This window comes from Serratia sp. AS12, from assembly GCF_000214195.1.
Lineage (GTDB): Bacteria > Pseudomonadota > Gammaproteobacteria > Enterobacterales > Enterobacteriaceae > Serratia > Serratia plymuthica.
Window position 1 is genome coordinate 3,787,900 of the sequence record NC_015566.1, and the last position, 21,343, is coordinate 3,809,242.

19 protein-coding genes are annotated in these 21,343 nt (G+C 58.6%); 5 read left to right on the plus strand and 14 right to left on the minus strand.

Annotation, left to right across the window (positions count from 1 at the left end; all coding sequences use genetic code 11):
* Positions 1–23 precede the first annotated feature (23 nt).
* Positions 24–1,457 (plus strand): PLP-dependent aminotransferase family protein, encoded by a 1,434-nt coding sequence (locus SERAS12_RS17720; protein ID WP_371105470.1) that lies wholly within the window; start codon positions 24–26, stop codon positions 1,455–1,457.
* Here the strand turns inward: SERAS12_RS17720 and SERAS12_RS17725 are convergent.
* The gene (locus SERAS12_RS17725; RefSeq protein ID WP_013813930.1) at positions 1,444–2,631 is read right to left on the minus strand and encodes an MFS transporter; all 1,188 of its coding nucleotides are present in this window, start codon (positions 2,629–2,631) and stop codon (positions 1,444–1,446) included. The genes SERAS12_RS17720 and SERAS12_RS17725 overlap by 14 nt on opposite strands.
* A 199-nt stretch (positions 2,632–2,830) precedes the next feature.
* A complete protein-coding gene (locus SERAS12_RS17730; protein ID WP_013813931.1) occupies positions 2,831–3,727 on the minus strand; it encodes an endonuclease/exonuclease/phosphatase family protein in 897 nt (298 codons plus the stop codon).
* 216 nt (positions 3,728–3,943) lie between these two features.
* Here SERAS12_RS17730 and pepT point away from each other — a divergent pair, with 216 nt between their 5' ends.
* Entirely contained in the window at positions 3,944–5,176 is a 1,233-nt protein-coding gene (pepT, locus tag SERAS12_RS17735; protein WP_013813932.1) for a peptidase T, read from the plus strand.
* Between the two features lie 35 nt (positions 5,177–5,211).
* On the opposite strand, the gene SERAS12_RS17740 is transcribed toward pepT, so the two are convergent.
* Positions 5,212–6,324 carry an SLC13 family permease gene (locus tag SERAS12_RS17740; protein WP_013813933.1) on the minus strand — a complete coding sequence of 371 codons (1,113 nt, stop codon included), beginning with the start codon at positions 6,322–6,324 and terminating at the stop codon, positions 5,212–5,214.
* Between the two features lie 155 nt (positions 6,325–6,479).
* Between SERAS12_RS17740 and apbE the strand changes: the two genes are divergently transcribed.
* The gene (apbE, locus tag SERAS12_RS17745) at positions 6,480–7,511 is read left to right on the plus strand and encodes an FAD:protein FMN transferase ApbE (RefSeq protein WP_013813934.1); all 1,032 of its coding nucleotides are present in this window, start codon (positions 6,480–6,482) and stop codon (positions 7,509–7,511) included.
* 63 nt (positions 7,512–7,574) lie between these two features.
* Here the strand turns inward: apbE and SERAS12_RS17750 are convergent, their stop codons facing one another.
* Positions 7,575–7,796, minus strand: a complete 222-nt coding sequence (locus SERAS12_RS17750) for a hypothetical protein (protein WP_004947462.1) — start codon at positions 7,794–7,796, stop codon at positions 7,575–7,577.
* Between the two features lie 205 nt (positions 7,797–8,001).
* Positions 8,002–9,216 carry a beta-ketoacyl-ACP synthase I gene (gene fabB, locus SERAS12_RS17755; RefSeq protein WP_013813935.1) on the minus strand — a complete coding sequence of 405 codons (1,215 nt, stop codon included), beginning with the start codon at positions 9,214–9,216 and terminating at the stop codon, positions 8,002–8,004.
* 170 nt (positions 9,217–9,386) lie between these two features.
* Here fabB and mnmC point away from each other — a divergent pair, with 170 nt between their 5' ends.
* Positions 9,387–11,408, plus strand: coding sequence for a bifunctional tRNA (5-methylaminomethyl-2-thiouridine)(34)-methyltransferase MnmD/FAD-dependent 5-carboxymethylaminomethyl-2-thiouridine(34) oxidoreductase MnmC (mnmC, locus tag SERAS12_RS17760; protein ID WP_013813936.1), 2,022 nt, complete (start codon positions 9,387–9,389; stop codon positions 11,406–11,408).
* A gap of 43 nt (positions 11,409–11,451) precedes the next feature.
* Here the strand turns inward: mnmC and SERAS12_RS17765 are convergent, their stop codons facing one another.
* The 6 genes from SERAS12_RS17765 to prmB all read right to left on the minus strand — a co-directional run bounded on the left by SERAS12_RS17765 (position 11,452) and on the right by prmB (position 16,106).
* Positions 11,452–11,733: a YfcL family protein gene (locus SERAS12_RS17765; RefSeq protein ID WP_013813937.1), complete on the minus strand. Its 282-nt coding sequence runs from the start codon at positions 11,731–11,733 to the stop codon at positions 11,452–11,454.
* 32 nt (positions 11,734–11,765) lie between these two features.
* Positions 11,766–12,323 (minus strand): elongation factor P hydroxylase, encoded by a 558-nt coding sequence (locus tag SERAS12_RS17770; protein ID WP_013813938.1) that lies wholly within the window; start codon positions 12,321–12,323, stop codon positions 11,766–11,768.
* Positions 12,324–12,389: 66 nt separating this feature from the next.
* The gene (locus SERAS12_RS17775) at positions 12,390–13,190 is read right to left on the minus strand and encodes a sulfite exporter TauE/SafE family protein (protein WP_013813939.1); all 801 of its coding nucleotides are present in this window, start codon (positions 13,188–13,190) and stop codon (positions 12,390–12,392) included.
* Between the two features lie 3 nt (positions 13,191–13,193).
* A complete protein-coding gene (mepA, locus tag SERAS12_RS17780) occupies positions 13,194–14,021 on the minus strand; it encodes a penicillin-insensitive murein endopeptidase (protein ID WP_013813940.1) in 828 nt (275 codons plus the stop codon).
* Positions 14,022–14,026: 5 nt separating this feature from the next.
* Complete coding sequence (aroC, locus tag SERAS12_RS17785; protein ID WP_013813941.1) at positions 14,027–15,112, minus strand: chorismate synthase; 1,086 nt, start codon at positions 15,110–15,112, stop codon at positions 14,027–14,029.
* A 61-nt stretch (positions 15,113–15,173) separates the two neighbouring features.
* Complete coding sequence (gene prmB, locus SERAS12_RS17790; protein ID WP_006326964.1) at positions 15,174–16,106, minus strand: 50S ribosomal protein L3 N(5)-glutamine methyltransferase; 933 nt, start codon at positions 16,104–16,106, stop codon at positions 15,174–15,176.
* 183 nt (positions 16,107–16,289) lie between these two features.
* On the opposite strand from prmB, the gene smrB reads away from it, so the two are divergent.
* Entirely contained in the window at positions 16,290–16,820 is a 531-nt protein-coding gene (smrB, locus tag SERAS12_RS17795) for an endonuclease SmrB (RefSeq protein WP_013813943.1), read from the plus strand.
* Between the two features lie 67 nt (positions 16,821–16,887).
* Here the strand turns inward: smrB and sixA are convergent, their stop codons facing one another.
* The 3 genes from sixA to fadI all read right to left on the minus strand — a co-directional run bounded on the left by sixA (position 16,888) and on the right by fadI (position 21,254).
* Positions 16,888–17,370 carry a phosphohistidine phosphatase SixA gene (gene sixA / locus SERAS12_RS17800; protein ID WP_013813944.1) on the minus strand — a complete coding sequence of 161 codons (483 nt, stop codon included), beginning with the start codon at positions 17,368–17,370 and terminating at the stop codon, positions 16,888–16,890.
* 408 nt (positions 17,371–17,778) lie between these two features.
* Entirely contained in the window at positions 17,779–19,944 is a 2,166-nt protein-coding gene (gene fadJ / locus SERAS12_RS17805) for a fatty acid oxidation complex subunit alpha FadJ (RefSeq protein WP_013813945.1), read from the minus strand.
* Complete coding sequence (gene fadI / locus SERAS12_RS17810) at positions 19,944–21,254, minus strand: acetyl-CoA C-acyltransferase FadI (RefSeq protein ID WP_013813946.1); 1,311 nt, start codon at positions 21,252–21,254, stop codon at positions 19,944–19,946. Before fadI ends, fadJ begins: the two co-directional genes overlap by 1 nt.
* Positions 21,255–21,343 lie beyond the last annotated feature (89 nt).

The window sequence follows — 21,343 nt, forward strand, 5'->3', positions numbered from 1 at the left end:
ATTGCCACAAGAAAAGACCCATTATGACCCGTGCGCTAATCTCGCTTTTCCAACGGCCGGAACAGGACGCAGGCACCTTGCGTGAACGCGTTTGCGGCACGCTGCGCCGCGCTATTCATAACGGAACGCTGAGCCGTGGGCAGCGGTTACCCTCATCACGGGTTCTGGCGGGGGATTTAGGCGTCTCCCGGGTGACCGCAGAAGCGGCGTACAGCCAGCTGGAGGCTGAGGGATATCTGCAGAGGCGGGTCGGCCAGGGCACCTTTGTGGCGATAGACGTCGTTAAGTCCCCTTCTGCCAGCAAAATTACGGGTGAGCCTCGCTTGTCATCACGTGGCCGGCAGATCGTGCACACCGGTGGCTGCCGTGATCCACAGCAACCGCTGCCGTTTGCCGCCGGCTCACCGGATCTGCGCGCCTTCCCGCTAAAACTGTGGAAGCAGCTCACCGCTCAGCAATTGCGCCTGCGGGGAGAAACCCTGATGCGCTATGGCGACCCTCAGGGTTACCTGCCGCTGCGTGAGGCCATTGCCGGTTACGTTAGCCAGGCGCGCGGGGTCAACTGCGACGCGCAACAGGTCGTGGTCCTGACCAGTTCGCAACAGGCGCTACAGTTGATCGCCGCCCTGCTCTTGGACAGCGGCGACAAGGTATGGATGGAAGAGCCCGGTTATGCCGGCGCCAGAAACGCCTTTACCAGCGCAGGTGCAGAGCTGGTACCGGTCCGCGTGGACGAAGCCGGTATGCAGCCACACGAGCAGTTACCCAGGCCGCAGTTGATTTACCTGACGCCCTCGCACCACTATCCCACCGGCGTGGCACTGAGCCTGGCGCGGCGACTCCAACTGTTGGCGTTGGCCCAGCAGCAGCGAGCGTGGATTATTGAAGACGATTACGACAGTGAATTTCACTATGATGGTCAACCGATGCCGGCGATGCAGGGGCTGGATCGTCAGGGCAACGTGCTGTATTTAGGGACCTTTTCCAAAGCGCTTTTCCCTTCTCTGCGGCTGGCCTATCTGGTGGTGCCGCCCGCGCTGGTGGAACCTTTTACCACCGCACGTACGGTTTACGACGGCCACAGCGCCCAACTGATGCAGGCGGTCACCGCCGAATTCATCCATCAAGGGCATTTTGCCGCTCATATCCGCTACATGCGCCAGCTGTACCGCAGCCGTCGTGACCTCTTGCTGCAGGAAGTGCAGGAAAAACTTGGGCATTACGCCACCCCACAGCAGGCAGGTGGCGGATTGCAACTCAGCGTCTGGCTGCCGCCGGGCCAGGAAACGGCCCTCACCCGCCAGGCGCAGCAGCTGGGTGTGGTCACGCCTGGGCTGGCGGCTCAGTATCAAACGGCGCGGGCGCGGCGCGACGGCTGGCTGTTGGGTTTCGCCGCCCTGACGCCGGGGGAAATCCGCGCCGCCGTCGAACGGCTGGCTCGGATTATTCCCGCTTAGCGTTGCTGCGCGCAAACAACAGCGTGAAAGCCACGCCGGTCAACGCGCACACCACCCCGGCCATAAATACCGAGGAATAGCCCAGCGACGTGGCCAACAGCCCGGTCAATGGGCCGGTAATGGCGTAAGAGACATCCTGAAACGCCGAGTAACCGCCGACGGCCGTGCCGCGCACCTGCGGCGGCACGCGTTTCACCACCTCCACGCCCAGTGCGGGGAAGATCAATGAGCAACCTAAACCGGTGAAGGCCGCCCCAACCAACGCCATCAGCGGCGTGGCGGCCGAGAACAGCAGCAGCAGGCCAAAGGCCTCAATCACCAATGAAACCAGCGCCACGCGGATACCGCCGAACTTGTCGGGATAATGGCCAAACAGCAGACGCATCACCACAAATGCCACGCCGAACATCGTCAGCGCCAGGCCGGCATGCCCCCAGCCATTCGCGGTAAAATACAGCGACACAAAGGTGCCAATCACCGCAAAACCCACGCCCTGCAATGCCAGAGCTACGCCCGGTTGCCAAATGCTGCCCACCATTTTCCACAGCGAAGGGCGTTCACCGTGCGTTGGCGCCACCGCCGCGACACGCATATTTAGCAGCATGGCGATCAGCGGCAGCAGCAAGGTAGACACGCCTAACGCCACAAAGCCCCAGTGCTGATGCAACATCAAGCCGATAGGTGCGCCTGCCGCCAGCGAGCCATAGATCGCCATGCCGGTCCAGGACATGACCTTGCCGGAGCGGGCGGCCCCCACCAGACCAAAACCCCAGGTCAGGGTGCCGGTCAGCAGCAGGCTTTCGCCGTAGCCTAAAATCAGGCGTCCGAGGATCAGCAGGACGAATTTGATCTCTGGCGCCGCCGGCAGCAGCGCTGACGCCAGATAGGTGACGCCGGCCAGCGCACAGGCAATCATCCCCTGTCGCGCCGAGCGTTTGCCGCCAAAGCGGTCAGCGAGCCGACCGGCGTAACCCCGGGTCAGTACCGTCGCCAGAAACTGAATACCCACCGCGACCCCTACCATCAGGTTGCTCATGCCCAGTTCAAAATGCACGTACAGCGGGATCACCGGCAACGGCAAGGCTACGGTCAGATAGGTGAGAAAGATCGCGCAGGTCAGCGAAAGCAGCGCTTTGTTAGCGGAAGGCTCCGCATGTGAAATCGTAGATGACATAGATTGCTCACTCAAAAGGGGAAATACAGAGAGAGCCAGATGGCTCCAACGCTCTCTTCTCTCGTTGCCAAAGGCAACAAGAACGAGCGCGTTGGATTACGTGAACGCCTACGCAACCCAGAACCCTGGGTTGTATCGCCAGATAGTAAGCAGCGGGCTCTGCGGCTGTCAATCCCCACCCCGCGTTTACTCAGGCCCTTTACTGCTCGGTCAGTCGCAACTCGGCAATCACCGGCAGGTGATCGCTGACCGCAGGCCAGTGAATGCCATTCCAGTCGCCGCTGGCGTTAGGCACCGTCAGGCTGTCGAGATGCCAGCGTTGGGCATTGCCGCTAAAGATATAATCGACTTTGATTTCCGCATTTTCCGCCGGCCAGCTGCGGCCATCTTGCGTCGCGGGCATGATGTCGTTCCAGTAACGGCTCAGTTCGGTCCAGGTGACGCTGCCCGGCACGTCGTTCATATCGCCGAACAACAGCTTGATGCCGCGTATTTCAATGGTGCGATCGTTTAATTCACGTACCTGATCCAGGCGCATGGCCGGGTCTTCCTTGGTGTCCAGATGGGTATTGATCAGAGTGATCGGCGCCGGAAACTCGGGCACGTCGGTCTGGGCGCTAAAGGCAATGCGCTGTTCACGCTGGCCGGAGGGCAACGGATAAATCTTGCTGTCATGCAATGGGTATTTTGACAGAAACGCCAGGCCATATTCGCCGCCGTCAAAGTCTATCGCCCGACCAAAGGCTACGTGCATGCCGGTCAGCTTGGCCAACTCCGCCGCCTGATCGAGTTTCCCGCTGCGGCCAGTGAGCTTATCCACTTCCTGCAGCGCCACCACGTCGACGTTCATCGCCTTGATCGCCTTGGCGATGGCGGTCATGTCGCTGACCTTGCCGGCGGCAATATTGAAGCTGGCGATGCGGATCTTCGGCGCCTGCTCCAGATTATAGGTTTTGTTCTTCAGGCCGCCGAGTGCGCTGGCCACTTCGCGGCTGTTGACGTTGCTGTTGGCATTGCCGGCAGCGGTGGATGACCAGGCGGCATGAGACATTCCCAGGGATAACAGAGTAATAAGCAAAGCATTACGTGAGCGCATCGGTTCTCCTTTAACGATAAGATTTTTTGTTGGGGCAGCCTTTCCCCCACAGCTAACAACGATTCTGCCGCAGATACCTGCGACTATTTCCTAGTTGCGCCGCTATTTTTTTATTCTGCGCGGCGTCTCGCATTCCGACAGCGAAAGCATTGCAGCAATGGACAACCGGCTGATTTAGCATTAAAACCGATAGACAGCTTATCGAGAGGAACCCGAATGACCAGCGCCATTGCAGAACAGCTTACCGAACGTTTCTTTCGTTATCTGGCGGTCACCAGCCAGAGCGATGCCGCCGTCAACGCCCTGCCAAGCACGCCCGGCCAGCATGATATGGCAAAGTTGCTGGCAGCCGAGTTGCGCCAACTGGGGTTGAAGGACGTGCAAATCGACGAACACGCCACCGTGACCGCCCGCAAATCCGGCAATCAGCCTGGTGCGCCGCGTATCGGTTTTATTACCCATATCGATACCGTCGATGTCGGCCTGTCGGCGCACATACATCCTCAGCGTCTGCACTATAGCGGCCAGGATCTCTGCCTGAACGCGGAGCATGACATTTGGCTGCGCACCGCCGAACATCCGGAGATCCAGGCCTATCCGAACGAAGACATTATTTTCAGCGACGGTACCAGCGTGCTCGGCGCCGATAACAAGGCGGCGGTTACTGTCGTGATGACGTTGCTGGCTAACCTGAGCGCCACAGACCGCCACGGCGATATTGTGGTGGCCTTTGTGCCGGATGAAGAGATCGGTCTGCGCGGTGCCAAAGCGCTGGATTTGGCGCGCTTTGACGTAGATTTCGCCTACACCATCGACTGCTGTGAACTGGGTGAAGTGGTTTATGAAAACTTCAATGCGGCGGCGGCGGAGATCCGTATCGAGGGCGTGACTGCGCACCCGATGTCGGCGAAGAACGTGCTGATCAACCCGATTCGCATCGCCACCGACATCATCAATCAGTTCGATACCCTGGATACCCCGGAACATACCGAGGGGCGCGAAGGTTATTTCTGGTTCAACGACATCACCGCCAACGCCAATCTCGCCACGCTGAAAGTGTCGATTCGCGATTTCGATCTGACGGCGTTTAACGCGCGTAAGGAACATATTCAGGAGGTGGTGCGGCAGGTGGCGGCGAACTACCCGCGCGCCAGGGTGAGTTGCAGCGTTACGGATATCTACAGCAATATCAGCAATTCAATCGGTGATGATAAGCGCGCCATCGAACTGATTTTCGGCGCCCTCGCCGCACACGGCATTCCGCCGAAGGTGATCCCGATGCGCGGCGGCACCGACGGTGCAGCGCTGTCCAGCCGTGGCGTAGTGACGCCGAACTACTTCACTGGCGCACACAATTTCCATTCGCGTTTTGAGTTTCTGCCGGTCAGTTCCTTTGTGAAATCTTATCAGGTGACCCGCAGCATTTGTTTGCTGGCGGCGCGTGGTTAGAAAAGCGTTGGCCGCGCAGCAAAGCGCGGCCGGTGTCAGGCCAATAGCCAGCCGAGCAGCGCCCCCCAGGCCAGCAATGGCAGCGAGTAGTAATGGAATTTCAGCCAGATCTTGCGCTCCCCTGCCATACGCAGCGCAATCAGGTTCGCCAGCGAGCCAATCGCCAGCCCAAAGCCTCCGGCGTTCACCGCATAGGCCACCAGTTGGCTGGAAGGCACGTAGTTGAGCAGCAGAATGGTCGCCGGCACATTGCTGATGATCTGCGACAGCCCAATCCCCAATGCGTAAATGCCGCCGTCATCAAGCCGGGCGATATCGGCGAACCAGGGCTGAATCGCCTGCAATTGGGTAAACAGACCGACGTCGATGAACATGGCGATAAAGACAAAAATCAGGCTCCAGTCGATCTGCAACAGCACCCGGCGCGCCAATAGCAAGAAACCGGCAAACACCGCCAACAGGCCGTACAGCGGCAAGCCGATATCCAGACACAGCAGAAAAATCGCGTACAGTGCCACGCAGCTCAGCAACAGCGGCCGCTGATAGGGATAGCCCTCAGTACGCGGTGCCTTTACGATATCCCGCGCCGGGAAGCTGAACCAGGTCAGGACCAGCAGGCTGACCATCATCGCCGCGCCAAACGGCGCCATCTGAATGATAAAGCCCAGGAAAGAGAGCGACGACTTGCTCCACAGCAGAATGTTTTGCGGATTGCCGATCGGCGTTAGCAGCGAACCGGCGTTGACCGCCAGCGCCTGGAAGATAATCAGCCGACTGATCGGCAGCGAGGAAAGTTTTTTTAGCGTAATGGTCAACGGAATGGCGATAAACAGCGCCACGTCATTGGTCAGGAACGAAGACAGCAGCGCGGCGGAAAACACCAAAAACAGCGCCAGCCACCGTTCACTGTGCAACGTGTTGATGATTTTACGGCCAACAAAATCAAAATAGCCGCTGACCTCAACGCCCTTGGTCAACAGCATCAGCCCCAGCAGGGTAATAATGGTGCGCCAGTCGATAAAACCGGCTAGCGCGGGCAACTGCTGCGGGTTTAGGGCGGCCATCACCACACCGGCCAACAGCAGGATATGCAGGAAACGATCTTTCAGGAACGGCTGGAGCAGCCGGGCAGCGGCGTTTGAACTCATGGTTATCGCTTCAAAAATCAATCTGGAATCAGGAGCCAGACGTTAGCGGAAGCGCGGCGGCAATGCCAGCAAAATGCTATTTTACCTTTCTGCGCTTTTCATTTACCGCGCTTTACTTTATTTGTAGCGCCTTTCTACGCTTCTAAGGATTTTTCATGGTCAACGCTATCGCCAAAGGGCTGTTGCTGAGCACCGCGCTCAGCCTGCTTGCCGCCTGTAACGATCAAGAAACCCGTACGCAGATCGACCTCGAAGGCAAAACCATGGGCACCTTCTACAGCGTCAAAATCAGCGGTGACGTTAAGATCAGCAAGCCGTTGCTGCAACAGCAGGTCGACGCCTTGCTCGAACAGGCCAACGATGATATTTCCACCTACCGCCCCGCTTCGGTGCTGTCGCGATTCAACCAATCGCACAGTACAGACCCGCAACCCATCCCACGCGGGATGGCGGATATTATCCTGATGGCCCAGCGCATCGGCCGCGATACACGGGGCGCAATGGATATTACCGTCGGTCCACTGGTGAATCTGTGGGGTTTTGGCCCGGACAAACGCGCAGTCAAGGTGCCGGAGCAGCAGCAGATTGAAGCCGCGCAAAAAAATACTGGCCTGCAGCATCTCAAATTGCTCAGCGACAGCCGTGGGGAGTGGCTGCAAAAAGATCTGCCGAACATGTATGTCGATCTTTCGACCCTGGGTGAAGGCTACGGCGTTGACCAGCTTGTTAAGCTGATGGCGCGCAACGGTATCACCAACTATCTGGTGTCGGTCGGCGGTGCGGTGTCCTCACGCGGCGTCAACGGCCAGGGCAACCCGTGGCGGGTGGCGATCCAGAAACCGACCGACAGGGAAAATGCGGTACAGGCGCTGGTCGATCTGCAAGGCTACGGCATCAGTACCGCCGGCAGCTATCGCAACTACTTCGAACAGAATGGCCAGCGCTATTCGCACGTTATCGATCCCGTTACCGGCCGGCCCATTACCCACCGGCTGGTCTCCGCCACGGTGATAGCGTCAACCGCGCTGGAAGCGGACGGCTGGGATACCGGGTTGATGGTGCTGGGGACGGAAAAAGCGCTGAAACTGGCGGAAGAAAAAGGGCTGGCGGTGTACCTGATCAGCAAAACCGATGAAGGTTTCAGCGCCGTGATGACGCCGCAGTTCAAAGCATTTCTGGCGAAGTGATGTGAAAAAGCCCGGCAGTGCAAATGCCGGGCTTTTCTATCACTATCGGATTTGGCGCGAAGGTTATTTCGTCAGTGCGATAATACCCAGCGTCAGGCCGGCAACCGCAGCCGCACCACCGGCGATAGCGCCCGCGGTTTCCCAGTTATCCTGCGTCGTGCCCTTCATGCAGGTGTTGGTGTGCACCAAACGCCCCTGATCGTCATAAACCGGGACACAAGGTGACTCAGTCGCGCACCCCGCCAGAAACACTGACAGCAACCCAACCGCAATTAACTTTTTCATACTCATGCCTCAAGGTTCGATCACTCTGAAAACGCTACGCCGAGTGATAATCGCGTTATCGGGCTATTGTATGCGTAAAAGGCTGAACGGGGCGTTAATGATCCGTCAAAAGATGTAATTTGGGATAACTCTGAACGGGCAGCGACAGGCAGTAAAAAGCCCGCTGCGAAGCGGGCTTTTTCAACTGGCATGGATTACGGCTAAATTACTTTTGCAGCTTACGCATGACCAGCGTGGCGTTGGTGCCGCCGAAACCGAAGCTGTTGGACATCACGGTGGTCAGCTCGCGTTTAGTCGGCTGAGTCACGATGTTCATGCCTGCGGCTTTCTCATCCAGGTTGTCGATGTTGATGCTCGGCGCAATAAAGCCGTGCTCAACCATCAACAGGCTGTAGATCGCTTCCTGCACGCCGGCGGCGCCCAGAGAGTGACCGGTCATGGCCTTGGTGGAAGAGATGGCCGGAGTGTTGTCGCCAAACACTTCACGGATTGCGCCCAGTTCTTTCACGTCGCCAACCGGCGTGGAGGTCCCGTGCACGTTCATGTAATCGATTGGGGTATCAACGCCCTGCATCGCCATCTTCATGCAACGCACTGCGCCTTCGCCCGAAGGCGCTACCATGTCAGCACCGTCGGAGGTCGCGCCGTAACCGATGATTTCAGCATAGATGTGCGCACCGCGCGCCAGAGCGTGTTCCAGCTCTTCAACCACCACCATACCGCCGCCGCCGGCGATGACGAAACCGTCACGCGCTGCGTCATAAGTACGGGAAGCTTTTTCAGGGGTTTCATTGTAGCTGGTGGACAGTGCGCCCATCGCATCGAACTCACAGGCCATTTCCCAACACAGTTCTTCACCGCCGCCGGCAAATACCACGTCCTGCTTGCCCAGTTGGATCAGTTCCACCGCGTGACCGATGCAATGTGCAGAGGTTGCGCAGGCAGAGCTGATGGAGTAGTTAACGCCACGAATTTTGAACGGGGTTGCCAGGCAAGCGGAAACGCCTGAAGCCATGGCCTTGGTCACCATGTAAGGACCAACGCCGCGCAGGCCTTTGGCGCGCATACCGTCGGAACCGGCAACCTGGTTGCGCGGAGAGCCGCCACCAGAGCCAACCACCAGACCGGTGCGATCGTTGGAAACCTGATCGGCAGCCAGACCGGAATCCTTGATGGCCTCTTCCATGGAAAGATAGGCATAAACGGACGCGTCGCTCATAAAGCGCATCACTTTACGGTCGATCAGACCGGTAGTGTCCAGTTTAACATCGCCCCATACGTGACTACGCATGCCGGAATCTTTCAGCTCCTGGGAGAAAGTGATCCCAGAACGTCCTTCCTGCAGGCTCGCCAGGACCTCCTGCTGGTTGTTACCAATGCTGGAGACGATTCCCAGGCCAGTAATCACTGCACGTTTCATTCAGTACCTCTTCCACAATTTTACATTCGGGATTTTGCATCGCACTTTAGCGTACAGATGTACGCCGAACAAGTCCGATCAGCGTTTTTCAGCTTTATTCTTATCCAGTTTGCGCCATTTCGCCAGCCCCGTTAGAATCCCGTCACCCCTTGAGTTACGAGCAACTAACCGTGAGCCACGCCCCGATCCAAACCGCAGCGTTATCCTGGAACGAACAGGGTACACCTGTTTCGAAACAGTTTGATGACGTCTACTTTTCTAATCAGGATGGGCTGGAAGAAACCCGTTACGTATTTCTCAGGGGTAACCGGCTGCCGCAGCGTTTCAGCGAGCACTCGCGCCCGCTGTTTATCGTCGCGGAAACCGGTTTTGGCACCGGGCTCAACTTTTTAACCCTGTGGCAGGCGTTTGCCGGTTTTCGTGCTGCAATGCAAGATGCCCCACTGCAACGGCTGCATTTTATCAGTTTTGAAAAATTCCCGCTGTTGCACGCCGATCTGGCGGCCGCGCACGCACGCTGGCCGGAACTGGCCCCCTATGCCGATGAGCTCCGCGCTCAGTGGCCGCTGCCGTTGCCGGGCTGCCACCGCCTGCTGCTGGCGCAGGGCCGCATTACGCTGGATCTGTGGTTCGGCGACGTCAACACGCTGCTGCCGCACTTTGACCCCAGCATGAATCACCAGGTCGACGCCTGGTTCCTCGATGGCTTTGCGCCGGCGAAAAACCCGGATATGTGGACTGAGCAGCTGTTCGCCGCCATGGCGCGTTTCGCCCGGCCGGGAGGCACCTTAGCCACTTTTACCGCCGCAGGTTTTGTACGGCGCGGATTGCAGCAAGCCGGTTTTGACGTCACGAAAAGCAAAGGTTTCGGTCAGAAACGTGAAATGCTGATCGGCGAGTTGCCCGCTGATTCACCTGTGGTCCCGCACCCCGCACCCTGGTTCCTGCGCCCGGCGGCGGAAAACACTGACGATATCGCTATCATCGGCGGCGGCGTCGCCAGCGCGCTTACCGCCCTCGCCCTGCTGCGCCGTGGCGCGAAGGTAACGCTGTACTGCGCCGATCCGCAAGCGGCCGAAGGCGCGTCAGGCAATCGTCAGGGTGCGCTCTACCCGTTGCTGAACGGCCGCGGTGACGCGCTGGAAACCTTTTTCAGCGCCGCCTTCCCGTTTGCCCGCCGCCAGTACGATGCGCTGTTGCAACAGGACGTGGCATTCGATCATCAATGGTGCGGCGTCAGCCAGTTGGCCTTTGATGAGAAGAGTGCCGGGAAAATTGCCAATATAGTGGCGGTTGAATGGCCTTCGGCGCTGGCGGCACCGGCCGATCGCGCCACGCTCAGCGCGCTGTGCGGCGTAGACAGCGGTTTTGGCGGCGTCAGCTACCCGCAAGGCGGTTGGCTATGCCCGGCTGAGCTGACGCGGGGAGCCATTGCGTTGGCGCAACGTCAGGGGATGCATTGCCATTACGAGTACGACCTAAACAGTCTCACGCACACAGACGGCAATTGGCAGCTCGGCTTCGGCAATGGCGAAACCCGCCGGCATGCCACGGTGATCCTAGCCAATGGCCATCGCCTTTCCGAGCTGGCGCAAAGTGAAGCGCTGCCGGTATACGCGGTACGCGGCCAGGTTTCCCATATACCCACCACCCCGGCGTTGAGCGAATTGAAGCAGGTACTGTGTTACGACGGCTATCTGACGCCGGTCAATGCCCATAATCAACAGCACTGTATCGGTGCCAGTTACCAGCGCGGCGAGACGGCCACTGAATACCGCGAGGAAGAGCAGCAGGATAACCGAGCGCGTCTGTTGCGCTGCCTGCCGGAACAGGCATGGCCACGAGAGGTGGACGTCAGCACACACCATGCCCGCTGCGGCGTGCGCAGCGCTACCCGCGATCACCTGCCGATGATTGGCGCAGTGCCGGACTATCAGGCTACGCTGACGCAATATCAGGATTTGCAACGCCGCCGTCAGCTTGGCGAGACCGTGGCGGACGCCCCGCTTTATCCCAACCTGTTTGTTCTTGGCGCACTGGGTTCACGCGGGCTGTGTTCGGCACCGCTGGCGGCAGAGATCCTGGCGGCGCAGCTGTTTGGCGAACCCTTGCCGGGCGACGCGGGGATGCTGGCGGCATTGAATCCGAACCGGATGTGGGTGAGAAAATTGCTAAAAGGGCGTGCGGTTTAATGCAGAAGTTACAGGGCGCTTTTAAAGCGCCCTGTAATAGGCATCAGGCGGTCGGCAGTGCGGTCTGGTACAGATTTTCCCACATACCGCGCACCAAAATCTGGTCCGGCGGCGACAACTCACCGGCGGTTATGGCTTTGTGCAGGCTGTTTTCCACCCGCGCTTTCAGCGCTTCGGCGGTGTGCTCGCCGTGCTCTTCCGCCTCTGCCACCGCCAGCGTCAGATGACCGCGCAGGTAGCCACCGGCAAACAGTTCATCATCGCTGGCGTGCTCTACCATGTCATCAATCAGCGCCAAAATGCGCGCTTCGAATTCTGCGATCATCAAATTTCCTCTTTAAATAGCAAGCTGTGGCGTTAACAGAAATCTTCCGGATAAGGAAAATGCCCGGCGGCCAGCGGGGGCGTATTGTAGAACGATTGTAACGCCTGAATAAAGCGCGCGGGTCTTGTGGGTATTCCCTGTTCCAGCAGTGACAGCACCCGGTCGCGCACCTTGCGCTGGAAGGCGATACGATCCGGCTCGCAGTCGCCGTTCAGGTTGTCGCAGCTGACGTTAAACGGGAAACCGGCGGCCATGCAGAACATCCACTCCAGCGCCTGCGGTTTGATTTCTACCGCTTCGAATTCGCTTTGCGTTTGCGCATCGCGCCCATCCGGGCAATACCAGTAGCCGAAATCCACCAATTTGCGGCGTTCTTCACCGGCAATGCACCAGTGCGAGATCTCATGCAGACCGCTGGCATAAAAACCGTGGGCAAAAACGATGCGGTGGTACGGCAACTCATCATCGGCCGGCAGGTAGATCGGCTCATCATCGCCCTTGACCAGGCGCGTGTTGTAGTCTTCGCTAAAGCATTGATTAAATATATCAATCAGTTGTGCGTATTGATGGATAGTCTGTGTGTCTGACATAAATAAAAACTCTATAACCACAAAAATAAAGTGGCAATTATTCCACTTTAGTGCTCTCCTGGCATGCTAAATATGCAGCGCCAGCCACTGCTGAATTTCCGCGCCGTGGTTGTCGTACAACAGTTTGCAACTCATCACCAGCGAGACGATGACGATCATGGGCCGAATCAGCTTCTGCCCGCGGGTCATCACCATATGTGCGCCCAGGCGTGCGCCGAGCACCTGCCCTATCAGCATCACCAGGCCAATGCCCCACACCACTTTGCCACCGATGATAAAAAACGTCAGGCCGCCAACGTTGGAGGTGAAGTTCAGCACCTTGGCATGCGCGGTGGATTTGGCCAGATTGAAACCGCACAACGTCACGTAGGCCAGCGCATAGAACGAACCGGCGCCGGGGCCAAAGAAACCGTCGTAAAAACCGACACAGCCACCGGCCACCAGCCCGAACGGCAACGCGCTCAGGCGGCGCTGACGATCGCTTTCCCCCAGACGCGGGGTCAGCAAAAAGTACAGGCCGATGCCAATCACCAGCAGCGGCAGCATTTGTCGCAGCAGATCGGCGCGCATATGCTGCACCAGAATCGCCCCGGCGATGGAGCCGATCAGCGCCAGCAGGATCGTCAGTTTCTGATCGTTAAGATCCACCGCCCGCCGACGGATAAAGTAAAGGCTTGCGGAAAATGAACCGCCCACCGATTGCAGTTTGTTGGTTGCCAGCGCCTGCGCCGGGGAAACCCCCACCGCCAGCAGCGCCGGCACGGTCAGCAGGCCGCCGCCTCCGGCAATGGAATCGATAAAACCCGCCAGCAACGCCACCACAAACAAAACCCCGAGCATCTCGGGGCCAACGACGAACCAATCCATTTATTATTCCGCAGCGAAATGGTTATCTAACAAAGCCTGACAGGAAGGCGGCAATGGCGGTGGGACCGGCTTGCCCGGTTTGGCGCTGGGTTGATGCGGCACGAACCAGCTCGCCAGCTCCGCCCCACAGCCATCGCCCGGCGGCGGGGTATCTTGTTCTTGACACTCCAGGCTGCCTGCCGGACAACGCAGACGCACGTGCATGTGCGCGCGGTGGCCGAACCACGGCCGCACCTTGTGCAACCAGTCGCGGTCGGCGCCGGCATCCAGACACAGGCGTTGTTTGATCGCCGGGTTGACGAAGATGCGCGTCACTTCCGCATCCTGCGCCGCCATTTTGATCAGAGATTCAATCTGTGGTTGCCACTGACGCGCCACTACCTGTTTACCGTCGCCGGAAACCAGATCGATCGGCTGCGGTTTGAGCAGTTGCTGCGCGCTCCAGCGCTGGCGCGGCAGCTGTAACCAGATGTCGACATCCAACCCGGACTGATGGCTGGCGTGGCCGCTGCTAAAGCGCCCACCGGCCGGCATCGCCATATCGCCGATCAGCACCGTGCCCAGGTTCTTTTGGGTGGCCTTACCGCTCAGGCGCTGAATAAACGCCAGCAGATCGGGGTGGCCGAAATAGCGGCGCTGATCGGGGCGCATCACCTGATAATCCGGTGAATTCAGCGGCAGCGGCTGAGCGCCGACGATGCAGCCATTGGCAAAACCGCCAATCGCCTGCGCCGCACCGGCCACCGGGTTCCCGATTTTCTGCCACGGCGTCAACGCCATGGCAGAACCTGATGCTATCAGAGCAACGATGCCTAACATCCAGTTTTTCATCGCAATTACCAGCGCGGAACGTTAGAAACCACATCACCGTTTTGCGCACGCTGGCGCAGCAGGTGATCCATCAGCACAATCGCCATCATCGCTTCGGCGATCGGAACCGCGCGAATGCCTACACAGGGATCGTGACGGCCACGGGTCACCATTTCTACCGCTTCGCCCTGACGATTGATGGTACGGCCCGGCACCATGATGCTGGAGGTCGGTTTCAACGCCAGATGAGCGACCACCGGTTGGCCGCTGCTGATACCGCCGAGAATGCCGCCCGCATGGTTGCTCTGGAAACCTTCAGGCGTGATTTCGTCGCGGTTTTCGCTGCCGCGCTTGGTCACCACGGCAAAACCGTCGCCGATTTCCACGCCTTTTACCGCGTTGATGCTCATTAACGCATGCGCCAGATCGGCATCCAGGCGGTCAAACACCGGCTCACCAAGGCCCACCGGCACATTTTCGGCAATCACGCTGACCTTGGCGCCGATCGAGTCGCCCTCTTTTTTCAGCGCGCGCATCAGTTCGTCCAGCGCTTCCAGCTTGTCCGGATCCGGGCAGAAGAACGGGTTCTGTTCGACCTGATCCCAATCTTTCAGTTCGCAGACCACGTCGCCGATCTGCGCCAGATAGCCGCGCACCTGTACGCCGAATTTCTGCTGCAGGTATTTCTTGGCTATCGCCCCGGCCGCTACGCGCATCGCGGTTTCACGCGCCGAAGAACGGCCGCCGCCACGGTAATCGCGTACGCCGTATTTCTGCTCGTAGGTGTAATCTGCATGGCCCGGACGGAATACGTCTTTGATGGCGCCGTAGTCCTGCGAACGCTGGTCGGTGTTTTCGATCATCAGCCCGATGCTGGTGCCGGTCGTCACGCCTTCGAACACGCCGGAAAGAATGCGCACCTGATCCGGTTCGCGGCGTTGAGTGGTATAGCGCGAAGTCCCCGGACGGCGGCGGTCCAGATCGTGCTGCAAATCGGCTTCGGTAAGCGGGATACCCGGCGGCACTCCGTCTACGATACATCCCAGCGCCACACCGTGAGATTCACCAAATGTGGTGACGCGGAAAATCTGCCCAATACTGTTTCCTGCCATCACGGCTCCTTACCGTTAATGATTATCTTTGTGGGCCCGCCAGAGCAGGCCCGAAGAAGTCTTAGCTGCGGTAGATGCTGAAGTGTTCTTTGCAATCGACCAGTTGCTGTTTGGTCAGCATGAATACGCCGTCACCGCCGTTATCAAACTCCAGCCAGGTGAACGGAATATCCGGATATTGTTCCATCAGATGTACCATGCTGTTGCCCACTTCACAAATCAGCACGCCGTCGTCGCTCAGGTAATCCGGCGCGCAGGCCAGAATGCGGCGCACCAGCTTCAGGCCGTCGCTGCCCGCCGCCAGGCCCAGTTCCGGCTCAAAGCGGAACTCCTGCGGCAGATCGGACATGTCTTCCGCATCCACATACGGTGGGTTGGTGACGATCAGATCGTACTGGATAGCGGGAACGTCGCGGAACAGATCAGAGCGGATCGGGATAACCTGATGCTCGACGCCATGCGCCTGAATATTGCGCTCGGTCACCGCCAGCACGTCGCTGGAGATATCCACCGCGTCCACTTCCGCTTCCGGGAAAGCGTAACCGCAGGCGATGGCGATGCAGCCGCTGCCGGTGCACATGTCCAGAATGTGACGCGGTGGGTGCGGGATCAGCGCGCTGAAGTGATCGTTGATCAGTTCGCCAATCGGCGAACGCGGTACCAGCACACGTTCATCGACATAGAACTCCATGCCGCAGAACCAGGCTTTGTTGGTCAGGTAAGCTACCGGGATGCGCTCGTTGACGCGGCGAATCACGCGTTCAACGATGCGATGGCGCTCGCTGGAGGTCAAACGTGCGGTGTGCATGTCCTCTGGAATGTCCAGAGGCAGGAACAGGGTTGGCAGCACCAATTGCACCGCTTCGTCCCACGGATTATCAGTTCCGTGACCATAGTAGATATTGGCGGCATTGAAGCGGCTCACCGCCCAGCGCAGCATATCCTGAATGGTGTGCAGTTCATTCACTGCTTCGTCGACGAAAATTTTGTCCAATTTGCCCTCCGGCAGGCACTGTGATTCATGATTTAGCCGCATAGTTTGCCATGAAGCCCGCGACAAATCAGCAGCAATAGTCGCGTTAAGACATTCTCATTTTCATTCGGACGGGAGTTTTGCGTCGACAGATACCCGCGACACGGTAAACTGTCGTGATAAATGATTTCCGGTGAATAAAAAATGAAGAACAAGCACCCTCTGAGCAAAGATGAATTGCAGCTCTTCAGAGAGTCGATAGCAAGCGCAAAAAAACTGCGTCAGGATACCGTTGTCCACCCTAAGCCCAGGCCAAAAACCCGGCAAATGGCGCCGCAGCGCCTGCTGCAGGAGCAGGTGGATGCCAGCTATTATTTCTCGGATGAATACCAACCGCAGTTGGAAGAGGAAGGACCGACACGCTACGTGCGTCCCGGCTACAGCGCGTTTGAGCTAAAAAAACTGCGGCGCGGCGATTATTCACCGGACCTGTTTCTCGATCTGCACGGCCTGACCCAATTGCAGGCCAAGCAGGAGCTGGGCGCACTGATTGCCGCCTGCAAGCGTGAGCATGTGCACTGCGCCTGCGTCATGCACGGCCACGGCAAGCACATTCTCAAACAGCAGACGCCGCTGTGGCTGGCGCAGCACCCTGACGTACTGGCGTTCCACCAGGCTCCCAAGGAATGGGGCGGCAACGCGGCAATTTTGTTGCTGGTCGAACTGGCCGAGTAAACGGCAAGAATGACAAAGGGCGATGTTAAACATCGCCCTTTTCTGGTGGGACCCAAGACACGGCGTCCTACACTTTAGCCATCACCTGCGACGGGCTGACCTGCCATTCAAACTTGCCGTTGCTGCCGTCGGCCGCCAGATCGACATTGGCGATCGCGGAGGTCGCAAACATCGGCGGGCATTCGCCCGGACACAGTTCGGCGACCAGATACCCCACCAGCGGCAAGTGGGAGACGATCAACACGGAGCTGACCCCCTGCTGCGCCAGCACCTGCAGATAACTCCCCACCAGACCGGCATCACCGCCCGGTGTCAGCTCAGGCAGCACTTCTTCGCTTTCCGGCAGCGCCAAGGCTTCGCGCACCGTTTCCAGCGTCTGTTCGGCCCGCAGGTACGGGCTGACCAGTACTCGTTCAATATCCACAGACTTGGTGTTTAACCAGGCCGCCATCTGACGTGACTCATCACGGCCACAAACGGTAAGAGGTCTTACCGAATCGCTGGCCGCATCAAGTGCCGCCTCTCCGTGACGCATAATCAAAACTTGCATATTGCACCGCTGTTGTTGACAAAATAACGCTATACAGAAACGCCGAGCGTGCTGTATCGCCGAGTTTTACAACCCCAAAGCAAAGGCTTTGAAACGATAACGCGCCGTCTCTTTTTATGGCGGCCGGGCATTTTGCCTGAAAGTTCACGTAAAGAAAATGCTGTTTTTTACATCAACGTCGTCCTGACATGAATATGGCGCTCACATAACAACCAATTCAACGGGTTAAATTTTAACCTTTCCATCATGAAACTTATTGATGGCGATCAGTCTTTCGGCGCTATCCGGTTACGTTACGCCGTCGCTATCTCCCTGTATAGCATCCGGGATTGCAGGTATTTCAAGGAGTGATAGCGATCACACTGCGGCCCTGATCCAACTCTAGTACAAATCAGGCCGCCGCGCCGCTCACTCCCCTTGCGGATAAAAGCGTTCGCCCTGCTGCGCCATGCGCTGCAAGCGTTCGCAGGGGGCAAAGTTTTCGCCGTATTGCTGCTGCAGGTATTGCAGCGTTTTAACCACCTTCTCAGCACCGAGCTCGTCCATATAACGGAACGGCCCCCCGAGGAACGGCGGAAAACCGATACCGAATACCGCGCCGATATCCCCATCACGAGCGCTGCGAATCACGCCTTCGTCCAGACAACGAGCCGCTTCATTCAACATCATCATCACGCAGCGCTGGGCGATGACCGCCGGCTGCAAATGCGACTTCGGTGTGATGCCCAGCAGAAGATATACCGAGGTATCGGCGCGCTTGCCCCGCTGACGTTGCTGGCCTTCGCTCGGATACAGGTAGAAACCCCGGGCATTTTTACGCCCTTTGCGCCCGTCTTTCAGTACCGCATCGAAGGCGGCCGGCGCGGCGAAACGCGGACCAAGCTGTTCCACCAACACCGGGATAATCTTGGTGCCCACATCAATGCCCACTTCATCAAGCAAGGTAATCGGCCCCACCGGGAAGCCGAAATTCACCAGCGCCTTGTCCAGCGATTCGATCGGTTCGCCTTCCAGCAAACAACGCGCCGCTTCATTTATATAAGGAGCCAGAATGCGGTTGACGTAGAAACCGGCGCGATCGGCCACCACAATGGCCGTCTTGCCCTGTTTGTGCGCCAGCGCCACGGTGGTGGCAATGGTTTCCTCACTGGTGGTGGCATGGGGGATCACCTCTACCAGCGGCATTTTGTCGACCGGGCTGAAATAATGCAGGCCGATCACCTGCTGCGGCCGCTGCGCTTTGGCGGCAATCTGGCCAATCGGCAACGACGAGGTATTGGAGGCGAAAATGGTATGCGGCGCGGCGTGCCGTTCAATCTCGGCCACCATGTTCTGCTTCAGGGCCAGATCCTCAAACACCGCTTCCACCACGATATCCACCCGCTCAAAGCCGGTGTAATCGGTCGAGCCGGAGATCAGCATCATCTGTTTTTGCCGTTCCGCCGGACGCATACGTTTGCTGCGTACCCGCTTGCCAAGCACATCCCAGCTGTATTTCAGCGCATGGTTGATGCCGGTTTCATTAACATCTTTAATTCGCACCGGCAGGCCACCGCGCGTGGCGGTCACGCAGGCAATTCCGCCGCCCATCAGGCCACCGCCCAGAATGCCGACGCGGTGCAGCGCATGGGGTTGCGCATTGCCGCCGCGCTCTTTCTTCAAGGCGGTAGAGGCAAAGAACAGGCTGCGCAACGCCGCCGACTGCGGCGTCATGGCCAGTTCGCCGAAGGCCCGCGCTTCGGCTTCATAACCGCTGGTACTGCCGCTGTCCAGGCCGGTACGCACCACCTGAATGATTTTTTCCGCTGCCGGATAGTTGCCGTGGGTTTTCTCCAGCGTTTTTTTGCGCACAATGCTGAACAACAGGCTTTTCCCCAGAGGACCGTTGAGCAAGCGTTCCTGCCACGGCAGTTCACGTCGGCTCTGCCAGCCCTGCTTGACCCGCTCAATGGCGGTCTGCAACAAAATCGCCTGCGGCACCGCATCGTCCACCAATCCCATCCGCAGCGCCTGACGCGCACGGATATGCTTGCCGGTCAGCATCATGTCCAGCGCCTTGCTGGCGCCGATCAAGCGCGGCAATCGCTGAGTACCGCCGGAGCCTGGCAGCAGACCAAGCTGAACTTCCGGCAGGCCGAGAGCGGTTTTGTCATCCAGCGAACAGATGCGACCATGGCAGGCCAGAGCCAGCTCCAGCCCGCCCCCCAGGCAAGCGCCGTGAATAGCCGCCACCACCGGCACCGGGAAAGCAGCAATCTGCGCCAGCGTGCTTTGCCCTTTCTTCGCCAGCGTTTCGGCCTCTTTGGCACTGGTGCAGGCGGCAATCATGGTGATGTCCGCCCCGGCAATAAACGAATCGGGCTTGCCGGAAATAATCACCAGCCCTTCCAGCGCAGTATGCTGTTGCGCGCGGATCAGGACGTCATTCACCTGCTCGACGAACTCGGCTTTCAGCGTATTGACCTTGTCACCCGGAACGTCGATGGTAATCACGCCGATGTTGTCCGGGCGCAGCGTCAGTTGAAAAGCCGAGGGTTTGGCCCGCTGTTCATGCAATGCGTTTTCAAAGCTCATTATTCCACCTCTACAATCATTGCGGCCCCTAACCCTCCGGCCGCACAGGCGGTGGTCAGCCCCAATCCGCCGCCACGGCGTTTCAGCTCGTGCAACGTTTGGGTGATCATGCGCGCGCCGGTAGCGGCAAACGGGTGGCCATAGGCGATCGAGCCACCCAAGACGTTAAATTTATCCATATCCACTGTGCCGATCGCCCTGCTGCGCCCCAGCTTTTGTTGGGCGAATTCATCGCTGGCGAACATCTTCAGGTTTGCCAGCGTCTGTACGGCGAAAGCTTCGTGCATGTCAATCAGAGTCAGGTCGGCCAGGCCAATGCCGGCGCGATCCAGCGCCAACGGCGTGGCGTAGGATGGCCCCAGCAGCATGTCTTCCCACACGTCGATGGCGGAAAAAGCAAAACTGCGCAGGTAGCCCAGCGGTTGCAGCCCCAATTCTTTCGCCCGCGATTCGCTCATCATCAGCACCGCCGCCGCGCCGTCGGTCAGTGGCGTACTGTTGGCCGCAGTGACGCTGCCATGTTTGCGGTCAAATGCCGGTTTCAGTTTAGCGTATGACGCCAGGCTGGAGTCTTTGCGAACGTTGTTGTCTTCGGTGATTTGCGCGCGGTACGGCGGCACGTAGGCGGTCATGACTTCATCGCGCAGCAGCCCCTGTTCCCAGGCTTTGGCCGCCAGTTGGTGAGAGCGGTGCGCCAGCGCATCCTGCTCTTCGCGGGTGATGCCGTGGCTTTTCGCCATTTGTTCGGCGGTATCGCCCATGCGCAGACCGGTCGAGTATTCCGCCACCGCCGGCGGCACCGGCAGCAGATCGCGGAACTTCAACCGGCTAAACAGTTTGAGGCGTTGCGATAGGGTACGCGCCTTGTTGACGTCCACCAACGTACGCGCCAGCGCTTTGCTGACGCCGATCGGCAACACCGAGGAGGAGTCTGCGCCGCCGGCAATGCCGATACTGATGCTGCCCGCCATGATGCTTTCCGCTACGTTGGCAATCGCCTGGAAACTGGTGGCGCAGGCGCGCGACACGCTGTACGCATCGGTATGTACGCTCATGCCAGTGCCGAGGACAATTTCACGCGCGATATTCGGCGCTTCGGGCATTTGCACTACCTGGCCGAACACCAGCTGTTCGATGAGCACCGGTTCAATCCCGCTGCGGGCCAAGAGTTCGCTCACCGCCATTTTCCCCAGATCCACCGCCGGAATGCCGTGATAAGCGCTTGCCTGTTTGGCAAAGGGGGTGCGCAGTCCATTTACAATCGCGATACGGTCACCGTGACGGGTCACCAACGGCAGTGCCTTACTCATAAACGCTCCTGAAAAAAATAACGTCAGCGCGACGGGCAAAAAGAGGTCTGACCTGATGAGGTCATTGTTAACCAAATGTTTACATTTGG

Excerpts from the sequence above, each read along its gene's own strand:
- SERAS12_RS17720 (WP_371105470.1), top strand. The coding sequence starts at position 24 with ATGACCCGTGCGCTAATCTCGCTTTTCCAACGGCCGGAACAGGACGCA.
- SERAS12_RS17725 (WP_013813930.1), bottom strand. The coding sequence starts at position 2,631 with ATGTCATCTACGATTTCACATGCGGAGCCTTCCGCTAACAAAGCGCTG.
- SERAS12_RS17730 (WP_013813931.1), bottom strand. The coding sequence starts at position 3,727 with ATGCGCTCACGTAATGCTTTGCTTATTACTCTGTTATCCCTGGGAATG.
- pepT (WP_013813932.1), top strand. The coding sequence starts at position 3,944 with ATGACCAGCGCCATTGCAGAACAGCTTACCGAACGTTTCTTTCGTTAT.
- SERAS12_RS17740 (WP_013813933.1), bottom strand. The coding sequence starts at position 6,324 with ATGAGTTCAAACGCCGCTGCCCGGCTGCTCCAGCCGTTCCTGAAAGAT.
- apbE (WP_013813934.1), top strand. The coding sequence starts at position 6,480 with ATGGTCAACGCTATCGCCAAAGGGCTGTTGCTGAGCACCGCGCTCAGC.
- SERAS12_RS17750 (WP_004947462.1), bottom strand. The coding sequence starts at position 7,796 with ATGAAAAAGTTAATTGCGGTTGGGTTGCTGTCAGTGTTTCTGGCGGGG.
- fabB (WP_013813935.1), bottom strand. The coding sequence starts at position 9,216 with ATGAAACGTGCAGTGATTACTGGCCTGGGAATCGTCTCCAGCATTGGT.
- SERAS12_RS17765 (WP_013813937.1), bottom strand. The coding sequence starts at position 11,733 with ATGATCGCAGAATTCGAAGCGCGCATTTTGGCGCTGATTGATGACATG.
- SERAS12_RS17770 (WP_013813938.1), bottom strand. The coding sequence starts at position 12,323 with ATGTCAGACACACAGACTATCCATCAATACGCACAACTGATTGATATA.
- SERAS12_RS17775 (WP_013813939.1), bottom strand. The coding sequence starts at position 13,190 with ATGGATTGGTTCGTCGTTGGCCCCGAGATGCTCGGGGTTTTGTTTGTG.
- mepA (WP_013813940.1), bottom strand. The coding sequence starts at position 14,021 with ATGAAAAACTGGATGTTAGGCATCGTTGCTCTGATAGCATCAGGTTCT.
- aroC (WP_013813941.1), bottom strand. The coding sequence starts at position 15,112 with ATGGCAGGAAACAGTATTGGGCAGATTTTCCGCGTCACCACATTTGGT.
- smrB (WP_013813943.1), top strand. The coding sequence starts at position 16,290 with ATGAAGAACAAGCACCCTCTGAGCAAAGATGAATTGCAGCTCTTCAGA.
- sixA (WP_013813944.1), bottom strand. The coding sequence starts at position 17,370 with ATGCAAGTTTTGATTATGCGTCACGGAGAGGCGGCACTTGATGCGGCC.
- fadJ (WP_013813945.1), bottom strand. The coding sequence starts at position 19,944 with ATGAGCTTTGAAAACGCATTGCATGAACAGCGGGCCAAACCCTCGGCT.
- fadI (WP_013813946.1), bottom strand. The coding sequence starts at position 21,254 with ATGAGTAAGGCACTGCCGTTGGTGACCCGTCACGGTGACCGTATCGCG.